Source organism: Methanobacterium sp. (genome assembly GCA_039666455.1).
In the GTDB taxonomy this organism is placed as follows: Archaea; Methanobacteriota; Methanobacteria; order Methanobacteriales; family Methanobacteriaceae; genus Methanobacterium_D.
In genome coordinates this window covers 104,452-121,946 of record JAVSLW010000010.1, presented here as the reverse complement: position 1 = coordinate 121,946, position 17,495 = coordinate 104,452, and the positions used below count along the sequence as shown (strand labels likewise).

Sequence of the window (17,495 nt, the reverse complement as noted above, 5' to 3'; positions counted from 1 at the left end):
GATAGGAAACATAATTAACGAATAATAAGGAAAATAAAATTAAACAGGTGCCCAAATGTCTGAAATAGATTATAGTTTTACCCAGAACCGTGAATTATCATGGTTAAAATTTAATGAACGTGTTTTAGAAGAAGCAGAAGATATTTCTGTTCCTTTACTTGAACGCTTAAAATATGTATCTATTTTTACCAGTAATTTAGATGAATTTTACAGGGTTAGATGTGGAAGTTTATATGATTTATCTTTGATTGATAAACACTATGTTGATAATAAAACCGGTTTAAATGCACAGGATCAATTAGATGCCATTTTTGATAGGACCAAATTTTTATATAGACGTAGAGATAATGTGTATGAATCTCTTATTCCTCTTTTAAAAGAGGAAGGTATTTGTGATTTAGATTTTGAGGATTTAACTAAAAAAGAAGCTAAATTTATTCATAAATATTTCTTTAATTGTGTTTTTCCACTTTTATCTCCCCAAATCATTGGTTTTCAACATCCTTTCCCACATATAGTAAACAAATCCATAAATGTCATGTTAATTTTGAAAGATGATGGCGAAACAGTATATGGGCTTATTCCGATTCCTGCATCTTTATCCCGAGTTGTTTATTCTCCAAATGATAAAAAGCGTTTTATTTTAATGGAAAAAATAATTTACAAATTTGCTAATGAAATTTTTTCTAATTATGAAGTAAAATTTAAAACCATAGTCTCTGTAACCAGAAATGCAGATATTGCTTTATCTAATGATCAAATTGATGAAGATGAAGATTATCGAGGTTATATGAAAAAAATTTTAAAGAAGAGAGCTCGTTTAGCACCAATTAGATTGGAATTTTATAAATATTCTGATGCACAATTAACCGAATTTTTATGTGATCAATTAAATATCAAGAAAACCCAGGTGCAAATCTCCAATACTCCTTTAGAAATGAGTTATGTATTTGAGTTATATGATCATCTTCAAAAAGTAGATAAATTAATTTTCCATAAATTATCGTTTAGTCCATATTATCCTAAAATACCAAAGTCGTTTAGAAAAGGAAAGATTATTTCTCAGTTAAAAAAGAAGGATATTTTACTTTTTTATCCATATGATTCAATAGAACCTTTTTTGAAATTTTTAAAGGAGGCAGCTAACGATAAAAATGTTGTATCAGTTCAGATTACTATTTACAGATTGGCCAGGTCTTCTTCTGTAATAAAATATTTATTAGAAGCAGTTGAGAATGGAAAAGACGTTACAGTTTTAATTGAACTTAGAGCCAGATTTGATGAAGCAAATAATATTCATTATGCTGCTTTACTAGAAGAAGCTGGTTGCAGAATATTGTATGGCTTTGAAGAGTATAAAGTACATTCTAAAATTTGTTTAATCACCAGAAAAGAGAGAGATGGTATTCAATATATTACTCAATTAGGAACTGGTAATTACAATGAAAAAACCAGTAAACTATACACAGATTTAAGCTTAATGACCAACAACCAGGCTATTGGAGAAGATGCAATGTTATTCTTTAAGAATATGTCTATTTCCAATTTGCATGGGAATTATAAACATTTATTAGTTGCTCCTTTCGGATTTAAAAATAAATTAATTGAAAAAATCAATGAAGAAATCGATAAAGCAGAGAATGATCAGCCCGCAAGAATTATCATGAAAATGAATTCTTTAACTGATAGGGAATTAATTGACCGGTTAAGTGAAGCATCCAACGCTGGAGTAAAAATTAAATTAATAATTAGAAGTATTTGTTGTTTAATTCCAGGACTGCCTGGTAAGACTGAAAATATTGAAGTTATTAGTGTAGTAGGCAGGTTCTTAGAGCATTCCAGGATTTTTTGTTTTGGTACTGGAAAAGATATCTCATTATATTTATCCAGCGGAGATTTAATGACCCGAAATACAGAAAAAAGAGTTGAAATTACTTATCCTATTGAAGACAAGGCATTAAAGAAACAAATTATACGTATTTTAAATATTATGTTTAGTGACAATGTTAAAGCCAGAAAAATTAATGAGAAAGGAGATTATGAGAAAATTATTGGAGACAGGGATTTAATTGATTCTCAAGATTATTTTATGCACCACGATTTTAGAAAACTGAAAAAGGAAAAGTAGTTGTCACATTTATATAGACTCACTTACTTATCTAACTTTTCAAAAACTTCTTTTGCAATGTATATTCCGTTTAAAGCAGCCGGAAAACCAGCATAAACAGCCATCTGGATTAAAACTTCTACGATTTCTTCACGGGTGCAGCCCACATTTAAAGCACCATTAATATGGCTTTTAAGTTGTAATGGAGCAGTACCAAGAGCAGTGATTGCTGCAATAGTTACAAGCTCCCTTGTTTTTAAATCCAGGCCAGGACGTGTGTAAACATCTCCATAAGGAAATTCAGCAACAAAACGGGCTAAATCTGGAGCAATATCCTTTAAAGTATTTTTTAGTTCTTCGTATGACTTTGGATTCATTCTTTTAAGCATTTCCATTCCTTTTTGGTAACGATCTTCACTCATCTTTCCTCTTCCTGTTTTCATGAATTATGTAAGTTCACTGTTTATATTTAAGATATTCCTTACCTCCCACATCAAATTTACCTGTACAGTCTATTAAATCTCGTGCACAGCTATTAATACACTGGATACACAGGATACATTCGGTTGAAAGAACACGCTGGCCTGCTTTCTTATATTCAAGAATTTTAATGTCCATCGGGCACATTTTTTCACATACTCCACATTCATCACAGCCATCATCATCTACCTCTATTTTCATGAAAGAAAATCGTGAAAATGCTTTCAATAGAACTGTAAGAGGGCATAAATATTTGCAAAAAGCCCTGTTGTCTTTTAAAAATGCTGCTGATGCCGTTCCAACCACATAATATATTACATTACCTGCTATAAACCATTGAAGCGCTGTTGTAGTATTTGCAATGATTGAATCGCCAGATAGTACAAATATGAAAATGTAAGCTACAATAAAAGATGCGGTGAAAATAACATATCTTAATCCGCCCCAATATGGCAAACGTCCATTTTTAGGTCTTTTCCAGGGGAGCAGATCCAGTATCATGACTGTCCAGCAGGCCCATCCACACCATCCACGATTGAATACCATGGGTCCTGCAATTTTTGCAACTGCAATATGAATAAAAGCCGCCCCTATCAATGCCCCGGTTAATATGGATGCGAAAAATGCTTCTATTTGTATATTTTCACTATTCCATGATCCTACAATAACCAGGAGGTATGTTCCAACTAAAAATAGAGTTATTCGACGCCCCCACAGTATATGTTTCCTTGGCAATGCTTGATTTAAAAAAATACCCATAGAAACTGCTGATCCAATACATAAAAAATTAAAGAGCATGTAAGAGTTGTCTGATAACTTCCAGGAAATAATTGCAATTGCCACAAAAACAGTTAACATAATTAGAGGCATTCTGATAGATTCTGGAGATATGTTCCAGTTATTAGCCTGTTTCATGCAATTCACCCGTTCTATAAGAGTCAAATGTTGTTATTATTCTTTTAATTTGTAAATTAGCCATAATGCAGCCGTCAAAATAAATTACTGAATTCTTCAACCATTTCAGCAATCTTTTCATCACGCTGTTTGTTCCAGACCACAATGCCAGTTCCGTAGACTATTCCACCTTTAGCCTGGCAGATTTTTTTCATCTGTCCAATTGCACGGGTTCCACCAGTCCAGTTAAAGGGTAATTTCTTGGTAACAAAACACGCAATCCGTTTATCTTGAAGCGGTGCCATCTGCTCCATATATGCTTTCATTGCCGGTGCAAGGGAAAATCCTTGTACTGGTGAGCCAAAAATCAACGCATCATATTCATTTACATCAGGCTTGTTTTCAAACTCGATATTTTTCGATCCAGGGTGTACTTCACCTACAGGTATTACCTTTTCGATATTCACTTCATTTCCAGCAACTGCAAGCTTCTCCTGAAGCTTTTCGGCAACAGAATATGTATTGTTGGTTTGGGAATAAACAATAATTCCTATTTTCATAATATACCCCCTTTTAAAGATTTTGCATAAAGTTCTCAATTGACTTAAATAGATTTCTATAATTGAAACTTTATTTAAATTAGTAGTTTCAGTTGCATTTATAGTTATTTTATTTGCAAAATTATCTGTTTTAGTAGAAAATGGAGCCTTTTATTTCGTAATAAACATTATTATGTTTATAATAATTTTAGAGAATTCCTATTTAATTAGTTTTTGTTAATTTTATTAGTCTAAAATTTTCTTTCCAATACTATGAAATCTTTATTAACTAACGGATAGAAATTATATTATTAAATCTTATTTGATGATATATCTTTAAAAGGTGATAAAATGGAAAAATCAGGAAAACATTTCCATCACGGCCGTTCAAGTAGGGAAATACTGGATTCTTCAAGGGTATTAAGTACAATAGAACTTAAAGAAGGGGATGTATTATTAGATGCTGGTTCTGGTGATGGTTACATGTCTCTTGCTGCTTCATCAATAGTTGGAGAAAATGGAACAGTATATGCTGTAGATATTTATGAAGACTCCATGGAAATTCTTAAAAATGAAATAAAAAGCAAAGATATAAAAAATATAACTCCTGTTATTGCAGATATCAGTGAAAAAATACCAGTAGCAGATGAATCTATTGATGTACTTTATATGGGAAACGTTTTACATGGTTTTGTTGAAAATGATGAAGTTGAGACTGTAATGGGTGAAATCCAAAGAGTAATTAAATCAAATGGTGTCTTTGCTGTTGTTGAATTTAAAAAAGAAGAGTCTAAATGTGGTCCTCCGTTATCAGTTAAAATAGCACCAGAGGATGTTAAAAAAATAATGCAAAATTATGGTTTTACTGTAAAAAAGGTCGAAGAGGTTGGTACTCACCACTATGTTGTTATTTCAATTAAGAAATGATCATAAATTCACCAATACTTCCTGTTTTCAAAGTAATGTTTTCAAAATTTAGATAATCAGTGAATCATGATAAACTATTTTAGGGATGAATTCCAAATAATAGACATATAATACAGCGAGGATAATTATTTTTTTTTCATAGTTTTAAATTAGAGCTGTCCAAGTCTTCTTATTACAAAAGGAGGTGTTTTAGTTGGCTGAAAAGAAATAACCTGCCGAAGGATGGCCTGTAATAAATGGAGATTATATAGTAGGTGACCCTGAAAGTCCGGTAGCAGCAACAACACTCGCATCCCACATTGAAAGCATCCCAGTGGACGCTGGCGCTGCAATAGCTGGCCCATGTAAAACAGAAAATCTTGGAATTGAAAAAATGCTTGCAAATCTTATTTCCAACCCTAACATAAGATTTTTAATCTTATGCGGTTCAGAGGTGCAGGGACACATCACAGGGCAGAGCATTGAAGCATTACATGCAAATGGTGTGGATGAGAAAAGAAAAATCGTAGACGCTACAGGCGCCATACCATTCATTGAAAACATTCCAGATGAAGGTATTGAAAGATTTCAGCAGCAAATGGAAATCGTTAGCATAATTGACACAGAAGACGCAGGTCAAATCCAGGCAAAAGTTAAAGAATGTATAGAAAAAGACCCGGGAGCCTTCGAAGAAGAAGCCATAATTTTTAGATTAGACCAAATAGATAAAAAAAATAAAATAAAAATTGAAGAAACAGCCGAAGTTAGCTCTGATATTTAAAGTCTTAAATCAATATAAAGGTGTGAAATCATCTAAAAATTCAGAATAATTTTTATCAAGCAGTCTTAGTGCTGACATTGCTTCTGGAGATGTGCAACAGCGTGCTTCTACTAAATTACGCAGGGTTCCATTTTTGATATTTTCCTGTATCTCTCTAACTGCAAAGTCCATACTGTTTTTATTATATTCTTTTAGCCTGGGTAGGCTTAAATCATATATATGATAGTTTTTAAGGTCATATTTAGAATTTGGAGTTAGCATGATGCCCAGATAAGCATAATATTCTGCTTGAAATCCCCCAAAGAAGTCCACACCCATGTAAGAAAGTAAAGGAAGAAAATTTAAGTCTGCAAATGGAAAATAAAGTGCTGCATTAGGATTAACTGTTTTTCTTATATTTACCATGATATTTACAAGATCTCGAGGATTCCTTAAAAGTTCCTTAGAATTAGCTATTAAAAATGAATTAAATCCAAGATCATCCAGCTTTTGGGCGCATTTCACCCGTAAATCCACGTATTTTCCTCCATGAATAACTACCATACCTTCAACACTGCTATTTTTTGCAAATTCAATTGTTCTATTTACTGACCACTTTGCAAGCTCCTCTGGAACATCATAGGGCATGGGTTCATCCCGTATCATTTTTAGATCAAAAGAGGAAGGTAAAATATTAGGGGTTATGAGTTCATTACATTTTCCAAATCTTGCAGGGCCGTCGTGTAGTGTTATTTCTATCATAAAAATCACAATTATTAATAAGAGTATTTACTTCATATGATAAAAGTCTATTTACTTTTTTAATTTCTATCCTTTTATACAAAAAACTGCAAACGCTGTTGAAATAAGAATTAAAATCAGTAATATCTCTTAGGACTATTCATAAAAGCCTTAAACAGCTTTCTATCCTTATAAATATCATTGCGATGACCAAAATATAAAATAAAAACTTTCTTCTCATCCTCTAAAATATCATAAATAATCCTATAACTACCTACAGGAGCTGACCTAGCATCGTGCAGTTCTCCACTAAGAACCTTAAAATGATACGGGTTCTCCACGATAGTTATAAATTTAGCTTCTATTCCTCTTTTAGTGCCCTTATCATTTTTACTAAACTTTCTAAGTCTAGCTTCAGCTTCTTCAGATAATTTAATAGAATAAGTCATATAAAAAAAAAAGTAGTGATATTAGGATTTTAGTCCAAGGTCTTCTAACATGGCTTCAACACTATCATATTCAGTAGCTTTACCTTTTCTTATCTTATTAAGCTTTTTCTGGAACTCTTCAGATATTTCAGGTTCAGCTCTAATTTTTTTCTTATTCATTTGAGCTAAATCCATCATTTCTAATCCGCCTTCAATTTGTACAATGGCAATCTATAAAAATAGTAGTCATAGAAATTCTATAATATAATTTTCTATACTATAATTAATTATTTTTTAGCATATAAATAATTCTATAAAATATTATAGAAATTTAAAATTATTTAAAAAAGAGTTATATAACCTTCCAAGATGTAGAATAAGAGAAATGATGTTATATAAGGTTAAAACATGACAATATAACATTTTCTGTAATAATTTTAAACGATTTCATCAGGATTTCAACTCTCAAAAGACATTAAAGCATCACAGAACAAAAGGGTAATAAAAATTCTCAAAAGTTTATTTAATTTTCCAGCTTATTATTTTCTTTTTAAAATGTTTTAAAACTTTATTTAATTTTTTATTTTCCCAAAGAGGGATAAACTTATATAACGACTTACCAATGATACAGTTGAAGTCAGGACAATAAGAGTGAGTATATAACCATATAACGATATATTATCAAATAATAAAGTAATTAAAGCCCCTCCAAACAGGATGCTTCCAAAATATTTACCTACATGATCATAAACCAATATTTTAATCTTTGAAGTTAAAATAAACTGTAAAAACATGAATATTATCAAAAACAATATCCAGTAAGGATAAATTCCTTTTATAACAAAAGCTGTAAAAGCAGTTAAAATCAGGATAAAATCAGCAGTTGTATCAAAATATGCTCCGAAAGATGATGAAATATTCAGTTTTCTTGCAAAATAACCATCTATAAAATCGGTTAAACATAGAAATAGAAATAATGGGATTGTAAACAAGTTTAAATCATTAAGTAGTGTATATAAAAACAAAGGCGTTAATATAATCCGTATTGAAGTAATTCCAGAGGGTATGTATGCATAAAAGCCTTTTTCCTCCTTTATTTCACTCCAGCTTTTTAATTTTTCATTCATACTGATTTTTCCTTGAATTTTGGAGTTTTTAAATATTATCTTATTCTACATTTTTCCAAAATTTAGAATGTGTCATCAAAAAGGTTACAGTTAGCAAAATTTTCGTAATGTATATATATTGAGATCATCAACCTATGTATGAAAATTACAAGTTTTCACATAAACCCTGTATTCACGGGCGTGAAAAAGAATGAATGTACTAAAACGTTTGAAAGATTTTTTAACTGGGGAAGAGGCAAAAAAGGATAAAAACACTGAAACAGAAAGTACAGAATCACCAAAAACCAGTGAATCAGAAACAAAACAAGAAACCGTCCCTGCAGTAGAAAAAGTTAAAGCTGTAGCTACCGTAGAAAAAAAGAGAGAAGAAACAAAAACCCCTGAAGTTCAAGAAGAAACTGAAAAAGTAGAACCTGAAACAGAAGTTATTGAAGAAGCCAAAAAAGAAAACCCCAAACCCAAAGGAAGTGTAAATATGACTTTACTCAATAAAGATGAAAATTTAGTAGTTGCTGAAAAAATAGATCCAACATTTCAACAAAGCATCATTGACGCTGGTGTGGAAACAATAGCTTTATGCTACCAGTGCGGGACATGTACTGGATCATGTCCATCTGGAAAAAGAACCCCATACAGAATAAGAAGTATCATAAGAAAGGCAAATTATGGACTTAAAGAGGAAGTTTTAAACGATGAAACCATCTGGGAATGTGTTACATGCTACACATGTCAGGAAAGATGCCCGAGAGGTGTTGAAATTGTGGATGTAGTTAAAGCAATAAGAAACATGCAATCCAGGGCAGGAAAAATGGCGCCGGCACACAAAATGGTGGGCTCATTTGTATTAAAAACCGGACATGGTGTACCCATTAATGATGCTACAATGGAACTTAGAAAAAGAGTAGGATTGGGAGAATTGCCACCAACCACCCATGAATTCCCTGAAGCACTGGAAGAGGTACAGAATATACTCAAGAAAACAGGATTTGACAGTTTAATTGGATACAACTGGGAAACCGGAGAATTAGAATAAGGAGGAAATAAAATGGATCTTGCATATTTTTTAGGATGTATAATGAACAACAGATACCCGGGAATTGAAAAGGCAACAAGAGTAATGTTTGAAAAGTTTGGTATAACTCTTCATGATATGGAAGGAGCTTCCTGCTGCCCTGCACCTGGTGTGTTTGGATCATTCGATAAGACCAGCTGGCTTTCGATAGCAGCAAGAAACATCACCATTGCAGAAGATATGGGAATGGACATAATGACCGAATGTAACGGATGTTTCGGCACATTATTTGAAACTAACCATGAATTACATGGTGATGAAGAATCTAAGGCAAAAATAAACGAAGTTCTATCTGAAGTAAGCAGAGAGTATAAAGGTAATGTTAATGTAAGACACTTTGCAGAAGTACTGTACAACGAAGTAGGTCTTGATAAAATATCTGAAGCTGTAACCACACCTCTGGACGACCTTAATGTCGGTGTTCACTATGGATGCCACTTCTTAAGACCAACAAAAGATATCCAAATCGATAATGCAGAAAAACCAACAATTTTAGATGAAATTGTTGAGGCAACCGGTGCAAAATCTGTAAATTACAGAGATAAAATGATGTGCTGTGGTGCTGGTGGGGGAGTACGTTCAAGAGACTTAGAAAATGCTTTAGACTTCACAAAAGAAAAGCTAACCAACATGACAGACGCTGGCGTAGATGTTATTGTAAATGTGTGTCCTTTCTGCCACCTGCAGTTTGATGTGGGTCAAACAGAAATCAAAAGCAAGTGGGGAGATGAATTTAACATACCTGTTTTCCATCTTGCTCAGTTTTTGGGTCTTGCAATGGGATACAGTCCTGAAGATCTGACTGTAGATGTGCACCAGATCTGTGTGGACCCAGCCCTCGAAAAATGTTCACTTGAGGAAATTGAAGAATTAGACAAAATAACCGGCGGAGAATAAAAATTCATTCGAAAATTGAGAGCTTGGATTTTGGGGCATTCGATTATTCGATTTACATGCCCCTGAAATCTCTGATTTTCGACGGCTCCTTTTATTTTATTTTGTAAAAATCATAAATAAAGAAGTGATAAAGTGTGTGAATCAACAGTTTATTCAACAGATGGTGATACCATCATGGAAGATATCTTACATATTAAAATAGATGGAGAAAAAATAAATCTCATAGATATATTAGGTCAGGAAAAAAAACTGGAAGGAAAGATAGTTGAACTTGACCTGGATAAACACAGTATTTTTATAAAGTTAAATGAATAAAAAAATATTCCACGCTTATCTCCAGAGTTATTAAACATATCTTTTGAAGTTTTTAAACCTTATACTTTAACTATGTATGAAATCTAAAAATCTTAAAAAAGAAATTATTAAACAATGTGAAGAACTTGGAATTAAGATGTTGGGTTTTGCTCCAGTTAGTAGATGGGAAAATCCTCCAGAAGAGCTTCCAAATAAATTTAATGAATGGATACCTGAAGAATTCTGGCCACAGTCAATTTATCCAGAAGCAAAAACAGTTATTGTAATAGGGCTTCCGGTACAGCTTCCAATAGTAGAAACTGCGCCTTCAATATATTACCATAAGCTGTATGAGACTGTAAATAATGCACTTGACTTAAAGGCATATGGAATTTCAAATTTTTTAACTGAAAAAGGTTATCCTTCAATTTATGTTCCAAGGGACTGTTATGGTGATATAGATGTACTGCTTGAAAAACCATGTGCATTCTTTTCACACAAGCATGCAGCATATCTTGCAGGTTTGGGCTCTTTCGGCCAGAATAATGTGCTTTTAACTCCAGAATATGGGTCAAGAGTTAGATTTACATCAATATTTACACAAGCTGAGATAGATGGAGATCCAGTTAAACCCATAGATTTGTGTACAAAATGCCTTTTATGCGTAAAAGAATGTCCTGTCGGGGCAATAAAAGAAGAATTCCCATTACCAATAGATAAAATACTTTGTGCAAAAAGGAGTAAAAAGCTTCGAGAAGAATACAGATCTCCCTGTGGCATTTGTATAAAGGTTTGTCCGGTTGGAGAAGATAGAAAGGTTTTTGATAGGAAAGATGTATCCCTATATAAAAAAGATAGAACACCCGAAAAATATAAAAATGCATGGGAGCATGTAAGGAAGTATGGAAGTAAAAAAATAGGTTCTTAGGGAAACATACAAAAACTTTGAATTTTTGAGCGCCGGGGACGGGATTTGAACCCGCGTGATCCAAAGGATCATGGGATTAGCAGTCCCACGCCGTACCAGACTGGGCCACCCCGGCAGATAGATTTAAAAATTGTTGGGTAAAAAGGATGATTGTTTTTAATTACTTATAATAGTTTTGGTTTTGTTTCTATATTAATTTGGTTTTATGAAAATGGGCCTGTCCAGGAGTGGACAAACCTCCTGAACACTGGTAATCCAGAACCTCAACTCCGCCCCGTTGCTCCACAAGCATCAGCTGTCCAAAGTAGAGCTGCTTCTTTCCAGACCTGACCCGTTCCCCTGGTTAAGACAGTTAATTTCGGTCCTACAACCGAAATTCTGCCACCACTGATCCTGCGGGACGAGGTTTCTACGTTGAAATTCTGGGCCAGTATTCATTTGGTTTGCCGCCTCCTGAACTTCAACCACGCCGTATAGGGGTTTTGCGCTTACAGAGGACCCCTGACCCTCCAGTCTAGCCCATAATAGATATTGATATTATAGTATTTGAACCTTTTGATCAAATTTTTTTTCCAATTATTTCGGGCTATTTATCTAAGTTTTAAATTCTTTTATTCCTTAATTTTAAATTAAACAGAATTCATAAGATATGCATGGAATGGTTACTGATAATTGGAGTTCTAACCGGCGTTTATCTTGCAAGTAACATTGGAGCTAATGATATTGGAAATTCAATGGGAACTGCTGTAGGAAGTGGTGTTATTAAAATGAGGCAGGCTCTCATTGTTGGAGCTTTATTTATGTTCCTGGGTGCAATATTTTTAAGCAGTAATGTTATTAAAACCATATCTGGAGGAATAGTTGATATTTACTTTATAACACCCATAGGAGCAGTAATAACAACCTTAACGGCAGGATTATGGGTGAGTATTTCTATTTTAAGAAAAACACCAGTTTCTGGAAGCCATTCCATAGTTGGAGCCATATTTGGATATGGACTCGTTTATGCAGGTTTAAATAATATTAAGTGGAATTCTTTACTGGTTATAGGTTTAAGCTGGGTTTCATCACCACTATTAGGTGCTTTAATTGGATTCATATTTTATTATTCTTTGAGGAGTCTTATACTTGAAAAAGTCCAAAATATCGCTGTTAGTGGTAGGATTGAAAAGATTTTTTCTTATATACAGATTCTAAGTTCCTGTTTCGCTGCTTTAGGTATAGGTGCTATAGATATTGCTGCTGCAACAGGGGTGATGATTGCAGTCATGGGAATCGGTACAGGTACAGATATAAAACTTTTAGGCACTTTTGGACTTGTTACCGGCATACTGATTGCTGGAAATAGAATTGTTGGAACTGTTGGAAAAAGAATAACTAATTTAGTTCCTACAAGGGGAGTTTCAGCCCAGATATCTGCAGCATCAGTTATTTTAACTTTTGCATTTTTAGGAATGCCTATATCTCCAACTCAGACGCTTGTTGGCTCTGTAATTGGAGTTGGCCTTGCAAGAAGAACCAGTGATGTTGGTGGCGATGTTGTAAAACAAATTCTTTCATCATGGGTTTTTACATTTCCAGCATGCGCAATAATTTCTGGAATTCTAACTGGATTAACTTATCAATGCTTTTATAATATCTCCATCTGAGATAATTCCTTTTATTTTATGGTCATCAACCACAACCAGCTGATTCACTATTTCTTCACCAGCACCGTATTCTTTCATTTTTTTAACAGCGGTTTGAAGACTATCTTCTGGCCCTATACACCCTACATTTGTAACCATTACCTCTGAAACTGTTGTTCCAAGCTCATATTTATCAAGAATAAGGTTATGCCCCAGATCTGTAGCTGTTACGATACCTACAAGTTTCCCATAATCATCGACAACAGGAAGAGAACTTACTTTGTATTTCATCAATTTTTCAAATGCAAAGACAACATCTTCTTCTGGAGAAACTGTTATAACGTCTTTACTCATCACTTCTTTAACTTTGTGCTTCTCTAACATCTTCTTCACTTCCATAAGTCTTGGTAAGATTTCCTATTATACAATCAATTGTTGTGGTAACGTCTATGTTTTCAATGGTGGGTATATCATACTTTTTAGCCTGGCTTTTAAAGTATTTGTGTGTTCTTCGAATGGCTCCAAAGTAATTCATATATCTTTGAAGAGGTCTTCGTGCCCATAGCTGCCTGCATCTTGAATAAAATCTTCCTTTATGGACTTCTTCATCAGACAAAGTTAAAATGAACATTGCAACATTATGTTTATTTACAAGGCCTTCATTAATAAAGCCAGGCACTATATGGACGCCTTCGATTACAATGCTGACCCCTTCTTTTAAAGCTCTTTCAATCACTGCTTCCACACCCACGCTGACTGTATCAACATGGTCTCTAAATCCTATGAGCACTTCATCAAGTTCAGGTGGAGGGGGGATTCTTAAAGATTTATATGCAGTGTAGCTTGATTCAAATATGGTTGGTAGAAGTTCTTTTGATACCATTTTACGCATAACTTCTCTTATTATATCCGTGCTGGTCATGTTCCGTATTCCAAGTCGGTTTGCTACTTCAAAAGCAATTGATGACGTTCCAACTCCAGAAGCTCCCCCAATAAGTATTATCAGAGGTTCTCTACATTTACGGATCCTTCTCCACATACCATACTTTTCAGCAATTTCCCAGTTCTCTCTTTTTAGCTTTGCACGGACAATATCAATCAAATCATCCAGACTAATGATTTCAATACCTTCTTTTCTTAAATAAGATTCTATTTGAGATGCAAAAGTATATGCCTTGTTTGGATCCATTTCTGCACGAGTTAAAGATCTTGCAAGAACTCCTTTAGAAAATGGTTCTGTGTACTTTTTTCCGCTAACTTTACCTTCTACCATTATCATTTTCAATTTTACACCCCAAACAGAATGATAATTGTTTTATTTTATATTTTTAGAGGAAGTTTTATCATATAATTTAAATTTTAGATTATACCTGCCCATTTAGGTTAAATAACAGCACGCATAACGTAAGAGTTACATTTCTATCTTTTAGGATTATTGCCTTAAATACTTATACTATTTTTTAGATAAAAAGAATTTAAATTATATTTTTGAATCTGCTGATCACGCGTTTTAAACATGTATAAGTTCTGGAAATATCTTCACATTTCCATTTCTGTTTTCTATTTCTATGATACTGGCAAACCCTTTCGAAGATTCTCCCGGATTTATGATAATAGTATCCCCTATTTTGTCAATTGCCTTTGATTCATGTATATGGCCGCATACATTTAATGTTGGTTGATATTCTTCTATTATTTTTCTGATGCTTTCACTTCCAGCATGATGGCCTGAAGATAAAATATCAGCTCTGGTGTTCCAGGGTGGTGCATGGGTAACAAGTATCCTTATCTCCTGATTTTCTATTTCGCTCATCAATTTTTCAAGCTGACTGTATATCTGTATTTCAGCAAATTCAAGAGGGGTGTTAAAAGGAGTTGGATTCGAACCTCCGAATCCACATATACCTATATTTTTTATTATCAGTGATTTATTGTGGATGTTGATGGCATTAGAATTTTCTATTTCGCCGTAAATATATGTCTGGTCACAGTTACCTGGAATGGTCAGAGTTAGGGTTTCAAAGATGCATATCTCCTTTAATATCTCTTCTCCTAATTTTTCAGGCCCAAAATGAGTTATGTCACCAGTTAATATTATGAGGTCTACTTTATTTTTTTGAAGATAATTGAATATGTTCGGGCATTGTCCATGTATATCTCCCATTACAAGAATTTTCATCTCTAATCTCCATGATCTTATAAAAAAGCATTTTAATGAATAATCATTCCTTGAAAAATGAAGCTATTTCCTTTAAACTCTTTTTTACATTGTCTTTATCCCCATAAATTGCAACCACGTCATCTTCTTCAAATTCAATTATAACTCCGTGGGTTTCTGCAATGTCATTCAACCTTTCTTCAGATAGTGGCTCTTTAAAAGTAACTCTAACCATTGAAAAACCTGCAGGTGCACCAACCACGAATCTGGGAGAAATATCCTGTTTTTCAACCACTTTTTCTCCTCTTGATGCTCTCATCAGTTTTTGTAGCCATTCATCCCTGTATTCGATATTAACTTCCTCAGCAATGTCAATAAGAGTGTCCTGACTTGAGTTTAAAAAGTCATTAATTCTTTTAAGTTCCCTCATCATTTCAGGATTAGTGGGATCAGATTTATAGAAGTTTATAGTGCTTTTTGCCAGTCTAAGATTTCTGGTTACTTCATCTGGAATCTGCTTTTCCTTTTTTCTAAGGTCGGTTAAAAGATCTACAAGGACCAGCCATGTTTGTTCTACTGGTAAATCCTTCATAAATGTCCTTCCAGAATTTTTTTCGTGTTATAATTAAGTTTTGCATGGGCTTCTTTTAATTCGTTTTCTATTTCTGTAATATTCTGATAAGAGCTCAGTAATAGGGCATGATAGCTTTGTGTACCCTTTATATTTAAAATTGCAATTTTTTCGTTTTCATCAATGTCTCTATCTTCAAGAGAGGCCTTGTATCTTACAAAAGGGGCGTATTCTTGAGGTAATTCTTCTAATTTAAATATTCCAACCAGTGTAGCAATGAACATAAAACACCTCGTGCATGATTTTGAAACTGATTTATATTTAAATATAAATTTCAAGATATTTAAAATTTTATACATGGTTAATCGGTTGATCAAGGATAAAATATTTCGAATATTAAAAATGAAACATTAAATTGGCCTTAAATAGCTTTATAAGATGTCTAATTTAATAAACACTAAAAAACCTGTAAAAAATAGATTAAAATATCAAATAAATAAAATAAAATAGCCGTTTAAAATCGTAGATTTTTCGGGCCATGAAATTGAAAATATAGAAAATGCCTTGCATTTTCTATCTTACAAAAATCGTGGATTTTTGGTGGTTTTGTGCAGCCCCAAACACATGGTGTTTGGGGCCCCTCGGAAATTCTACGAATTTCAGGGGCATGGATTTTCGAGGGCTTGTAGAATAAACCACCAGTGTTTACCTATTTTAAAGACAATGCATTCATTGGACAGGCAGATATGCACTGATCACAAAGGATACAGAACCCTTTAAGCGGGACCTTGTCTTCGGTGAGTTTCAGCATATCGTAAGGACATACTTCAATACATTCCCCACATTTATTACATAATGCTGGACTAAACTCTATTCTTTCTCTTTTTGCAACCTGACCATCAACGACCTTGTCCATCTCTGATACTTTAAGGGCTCCAGTAGGACATATAGATGCACATGCTCCACATCGGGTGCACATTGCAAAGGATGGACCTTCGTCTACCTCTTCTTGATCCGGCAGTTTCATACCAGTTTTTGTAACCACACGTATGGCTTCATTAGGACATATCTGGGCACAGGCACCGATAAAATCACACTTTTCAGGGTCGTATACAAGTCCTTCTTCACTGACAGGTTTGGCAGATCCTAATTCAACTTCAAGATTTATAGCATCCACAGGACAAACTTTCTCACACAAACCACAGGCTGTACAGATATTTGGAAGTTCTACTGAAAGATCTGCTGGTCTGGCTTTAATAAAGTCTCCTGGACACGCTTCAACACATAAATTACATCCAATACATGTTTCCTTGTCCAGATCAAATGCTAATATCTCTTTACTTCTTTTGACTGGCTCTTTACCAGATATGTAAACTGCATTCCATGGGCAAGTTTGAGCACATATACCACATTTTATACATGCATCCTCATCTATTTCAATAGATTCTCCTAATTCTGGAAGAGTTATGGCATCTACAGGACATTCAGGGACACACATTCCACAACCAACACAATCTATAATGGCTATAGGTCCTGTGATATCCTTTTCAATGACTTTAGGCTCCTTAATACCTTCTACTCCTATTACATCAACTGGACAGATATCAACACATTTCTGGCACATTACACAGAATCCATGTAAAGGAATTTTCTGGACTTTTCCCTCTTCAAGTTTTAAGACATTTGGAGGACAGACAGCTACACATTCTCCACATTCATTACACGCTGAAGGGTTGAACACTATACGAGTTTGAGCATTGCCCGAGTCGCCCAGCATCATTTCTTCTGCTTTTAAAGCACCTGTTGGACAGGTTACCACACATTTTGGTTCTGGTTCACCAGCACACATATCACAGTAAATCACATCTTCAGGAGTTACTGCAATTGCTTCTGTTGGACATACGCCCTCACAAGCTCCGCATCTGATGCAGCCTTCTTTGTTTACTACTATCATTTTATTATCAC

The 17,495-nt window shown here is 33.9% G+C and carries 19 protein-coding genes, 1 tRNA gene, 1 other RNA gene and 1 pseudogene; 8 read left to right on the top strand and 14 right to left on the bottom strand.

From position 1 onward, the window contains the following. Positions 1–55: 55 nt before the first annotated feature. Positions 56–2,128 (top strand): polyphosphate kinase 1, encoded by a 2,073-nt coding sequence (gene ppk1 / locus PQ963_03300; protein MEN4028692.1) that lies wholly within the window; start codon positions 56–58, stop codon positions 2,126–2,128. A gap of 23 nt (positions 2,129–2,151) precedes the next feature. Here ppk1 and PQ963_03295 read toward each other — a convergent pair whose 3' ends face one another. From PQ963_03295 to PQ963_03285, 3 genes are all read right to left on the bottom strand, one after another. Further along, positions 2,152–2,550: a carboxymuconolactone decarboxylase family protein gene (locus tag PQ963_03295; GenBank protein ID MEN4028691.1), complete on the bottom strand. Its 399-nt coding sequence runs from the start codon at positions 2,548–2,550 to the stop codon at positions 2,152–2,154. Between the two features lie 13 nt (positions 2,551–2,563). Further along, positions 2,564–3,502, bottom strand: coding sequence for a 4Fe-4S binding protein (locus PQ963_03290; protein ID MEN4028690.1), 939 nt, complete (start codon positions 3,500–3,502; stop codon positions 2,564–2,566). 74 nt (positions 3,503–3,576) lie between these two features. Next, positions 3,577–4,041, bottom strand: coding sequence for a flavodoxin family protein (locus PQ963_03285; GenBank protein ID MEN4028689.1), 465 nt, complete (start codon positions 4,039–4,041; stop codon positions 3,577–3,579). 330 nt (positions 4,042–4,371) lie between these two features. Between PQ963_03285 and PQ963_03280 the strand changes: the two genes are divergently transcribed. Further along, on the top strand, positions 4,372–4,947 hold the full coding sequence (locus tag PQ963_03280; protein ID MEN4028688.1) for a methyltransferase domain-containing protein: 576 nt from the start codon (positions 4,372–4,374) through the stop codon (positions 4,945–4,947). 193 nt (positions 4,948–5,140) lie between these two features. Beyond that, positions 5,141–5,707, top strand: a pseudogene (mtrA, locus tag PQ963_03275) (tetrahydromethanopterin S-methyltransferase subunit A). Between the two features lie 9 nt (positions 5,708–5,716). Here mtrA and PQ963_03270 read toward each other — a convergent pair. The 3 genes from PQ963_03270 to PQ963_03260 form a co-directional block, all read right to left on the bottom strand. Further along, entirely contained in the window at positions 5,717–6,448 is a 732-nt protein-coding gene (locus PQ963_03270; GenBank protein MEN4028687.1) for an archaeosine tRNA-ribosyltransferase, read from the bottom strand. Positions 6,449–6,897: 449 nt separating this feature from the next. Further along, positions 6,898–7,053 carry a hypothetical protein gene (locus tag PQ963_03265; protein MEN4028686.1) on the bottom strand — a complete coding sequence of 52 codons (156 nt, stop codon included), beginning with the start codon at positions 7,051–7,053 and terminating at the stop codon, positions 6,898–6,900. 374 nt (positions 7,054–7,427) lie between these two features. Further along, positions 7,428–7,982, bottom strand: coding sequence for a CDP-alcohol phosphatidyltransferase family protein (locus PQ963_03260; protein MEN4028685.1), 555 nt, complete (start codon positions 7,980–7,982; stop codon positions 7,428–7,430). 190 nt (positions 7,983–8,172) lie between these two features. Between PQ963_03260 and hdrC the strand changes: the two genes are divergently transcribed. From hdrC to PQ963_03240, 4 genes are all read left to right on the top strand, one after another. Then, on the top strand, positions 8,173–9,015 hold the full coding sequence (gene hdrC, locus PQ963_03255) for a CoB--CoM heterodisulfide reductase subunit C (GenBank protein ID MEN4028684.1): 843 nt from the start codon (positions 8,173–8,175) through the stop codon (positions 9,013–9,015). A gap of 12 nt (positions 9,016–9,027) precedes the next feature. Further along, a complete protein-coding gene (gene hdrB / locus PQ963_03250; GenBank protein MEN4028683.1) occupies positions 9,028–9,951 on the top strand; it encodes a CoB--CoM heterodisulfide reductase subunit B in 924 nt (307 codons plus the stop codon). Between the two features lie 132 nt (positions 9,952–10,083). After that, complete coding sequence (locus PQ963_03245; protein ID MEN4028682.1) at positions 10,084–10,266, top strand: CooT family nickel-binding protein; 183 nt, start codon at positions 10,084–10,086, stop codon at positions 10,264–10,266. 136 nt (positions 10,267–10,402) lie between these two features. Then, positions 10,403–11,173 (top strand): 4Fe-4S binding protein, encoded by a 771-nt coding sequence (locus PQ963_03240; protein ID MEN4028681.1) that lies wholly within the window; start codon positions 10,403–10,405, stop codon positions 11,171–11,173. Positions 11,174–11,203: 30 nt separating this feature from the next. On the opposite strand, the gene PQ963_03235 is transcribed toward PQ963_03240, so the two are convergent. Together PQ963_03235 and ffs are read right to left on the bottom strand one after the other, a co-directional pair. After that, positions 11,204–11,288 (bottom strand) — tRNA-Ser (locus PQ963_03235). A 94-nt stretch (positions 11,289–11,382) separates the two neighbouring features. Continuing rightward, positions 11,383–11,698, bottom strand: an RNA gene (gene ffs / locus PQ963_03230) — signal recognition particle sRNA. Between the two features lie 128 nt (positions 11,699–11,826). Between ffs and PQ963_03225 the strand changes: the two genes are divergently transcribed. Beyond that, positions 11,827–12,822, top strand: a complete 996-nt coding sequence (locus PQ963_03225) for an anion permease (protein MEN4028680.1) — start codon at positions 11,827–11,829, stop codon at positions 12,820–12,822. On the opposite strand, the gene PQ963_03220 is transcribed toward PQ963_03225, so the two are convergent. The 6 genes from PQ963_03220 to PQ963_03195 form a co-directional block, all read right to left on the bottom strand. Further along, positions 12,787–13,185 (bottom strand): CBS domain-containing protein, encoded by a 399-nt coding sequence (locus tag PQ963_03220; GenBank protein ID MEN4028679.1) that lies wholly within the window; start codon positions 13,183–13,185, stop codon positions 12,787–12,789. The genes PQ963_03225 and PQ963_03220 overlap by 36 nt on opposite strands. Further along, positions 13,163–14,080, bottom strand: coding sequence for a 2-phosphoglycerate kinase (locus PQ963_03215; protein MEN4028678.1), 918 nt, complete (start codon positions 14,078–14,080; stop codon positions 13,163–13,165). Before PQ963_03215 ends, PQ963_03220 begins: the two co-directional genes overlap by 23 nt. Before the next feature lie 231 nt (positions 14,081–14,311). After that, positions 14,312–14,980: a metallophosphoesterase gene (locus PQ963_03210; GenBank protein MEN4028677.1), complete on the bottom strand. Its 669-nt coding sequence runs from the start codon at positions 14,978–14,980 to the stop codon at positions 14,312–14,314. A gap of 43 nt (positions 14,981–15,023) precedes the next feature. Beyond that, positions 15,024–15,551, bottom strand: a complete 528-nt coding sequence (locus PQ963_03205; protein MEN4028676.1) for a DUF2096 domain-containing protein — start codon at positions 15,549–15,551, stop codon at positions 15,024–15,026. Beyond that, positions 15,548–15,814 carry a DUF749 domain-containing protein gene (locus PQ963_03200; protein MEN4028675.1) on the bottom strand — a complete coding sequence of 89 codons (267 nt, stop codon included), beginning with the start codon at positions 15,812–15,814 and terminating at the stop codon, positions 15,548–15,550. Before PQ963_03200 ends, PQ963_03205 begins: the two co-directional genes overlap by 4 nt. Before the next feature lie 425 nt (positions 15,815–16,239). Beyond that, a complete protein-coding gene (locus PQ963_03195; protein MEN4028674.1) occupies positions 16,240–17,484 on the bottom strand; it encodes a 4Fe-4S binding protein in 1,245 nt (414 codons plus the stop codon). Positions 17,485–17,495: the final 11 nt, after the last annotated feature.

Coding starts and splice junctions, on each gene's coding strand:
- PQ963_03280 (MEN4028688.1), top strand. CDS start 4,372: ATGGAAAAATCAGGAAAACATTTCCATCACGGCCGTTCAAGTAGGGAA.
- PQ963_03215 (MEN4028678.1), bottom strand. CDS start 14,080: ATGATAATGGTAGAAGGTAAAGTTAGCGGAAAAAAGTACACAGAACCA.
- PQ963_03265 (MEN4028686.1), bottom strand. CDS start 7,053: ATGATGGATTTAGCTCAAATGAATAAGAAAAAAATTAGAGCTGAACCT.
- PQ963_03240 (MEN4028681.1), top strand. CDS start 10,403: ATGTTGGGTTTTGCTCCAGTTAGTAGATGGGAAAATCCTCCAGAAGAG.
- PQ963_03295 (MEN4028691.1), bottom strand. CDS start 2,550: ATGAAAACAGGAAGAGGAAAGATGAGTGAAGATCGTTACCAAAAAGGA.
- PQ963_03260 (MEN4028685.1), bottom strand. CDS start 7,982: ATGAATGAAAAATTAAAAAGCTGGAGTGAAATAAAGGAGGAAAAAGGC.
- PQ963_03195 (MEN4028674.1), bottom strand. CDS start 17,484: ATGATAGTAGTAAACAAAGAAGGCTGCATCAGATGCGGAGCTTGTGAG.
- PQ963_03210 (MEN4028677.1), bottom strand. CDS start 14,980: ATGAAAATTCTTGTAATGGGAGATATACATGGACAATGCCCGAACATA.
- ppk1 (MEN4028692.1), top strand. CDS start 56: ATGTCTGAAATAGATTATAGTTTTACCCAGAACCGTGAATTATCATGG.
- PQ963_03285 (MEN4028689.1), bottom strand. CDS start 4,041: ATGAAAATAGGAATTATTGTTTATTCCCAAACCAACAATACATATTCT.
- hdrC (MEN4028684.1), top strand. CDS start 8,173: ATGAATGTACTAAAACGTTTGAAAGATTTTTTAACTGGGGAAGAGGCA.
- hdrB (MEN4028683.1), top strand. CDS start 9,028: ATGGATCTTGCATATTTTTTAGGATGTATAATGAACAACAGATACCCG.
- PQ963_03270 (MEN4028687.1), bottom strand. CDS start 6,448: ATGATAGAAATAACACTACACGACGGCCCTGCAAGATTTGGAAAATGT.
- PQ963_03225 (MEN4028680.1), top strand. CDS start 11,827: ATGGAATGGTTACTGATAATTGGAGTTCTAACCGGCGTTTATCTTGCA.
- PQ963_03205 (MEN4028676.1), bottom strand. CDS start 15,551: ATGAAGGATTTACCAGTAGAACAAACATGGCTGGTCCTTGTAGATCTT.
- PQ963_03220 (MEN4028679.1), bottom strand. CDS start 13,185: ATGTTAGAGAAGCACAAAGTTAAAGAAGTGATGAGTAAAGACGTTATA.
- PQ963_03290 (MEN4028690.1), bottom strand. CDS start 3,502: ATGAAACAGGCTAATAACTGGAACATATCTCCAGAATCTATCAGAATG.
- PQ963_03200 (MEN4028675.1), bottom strand. CDS start 15,814: ATGTTCATTGCTACACTGGTTGGAATATTTAAATTAGAAGAATTACCT.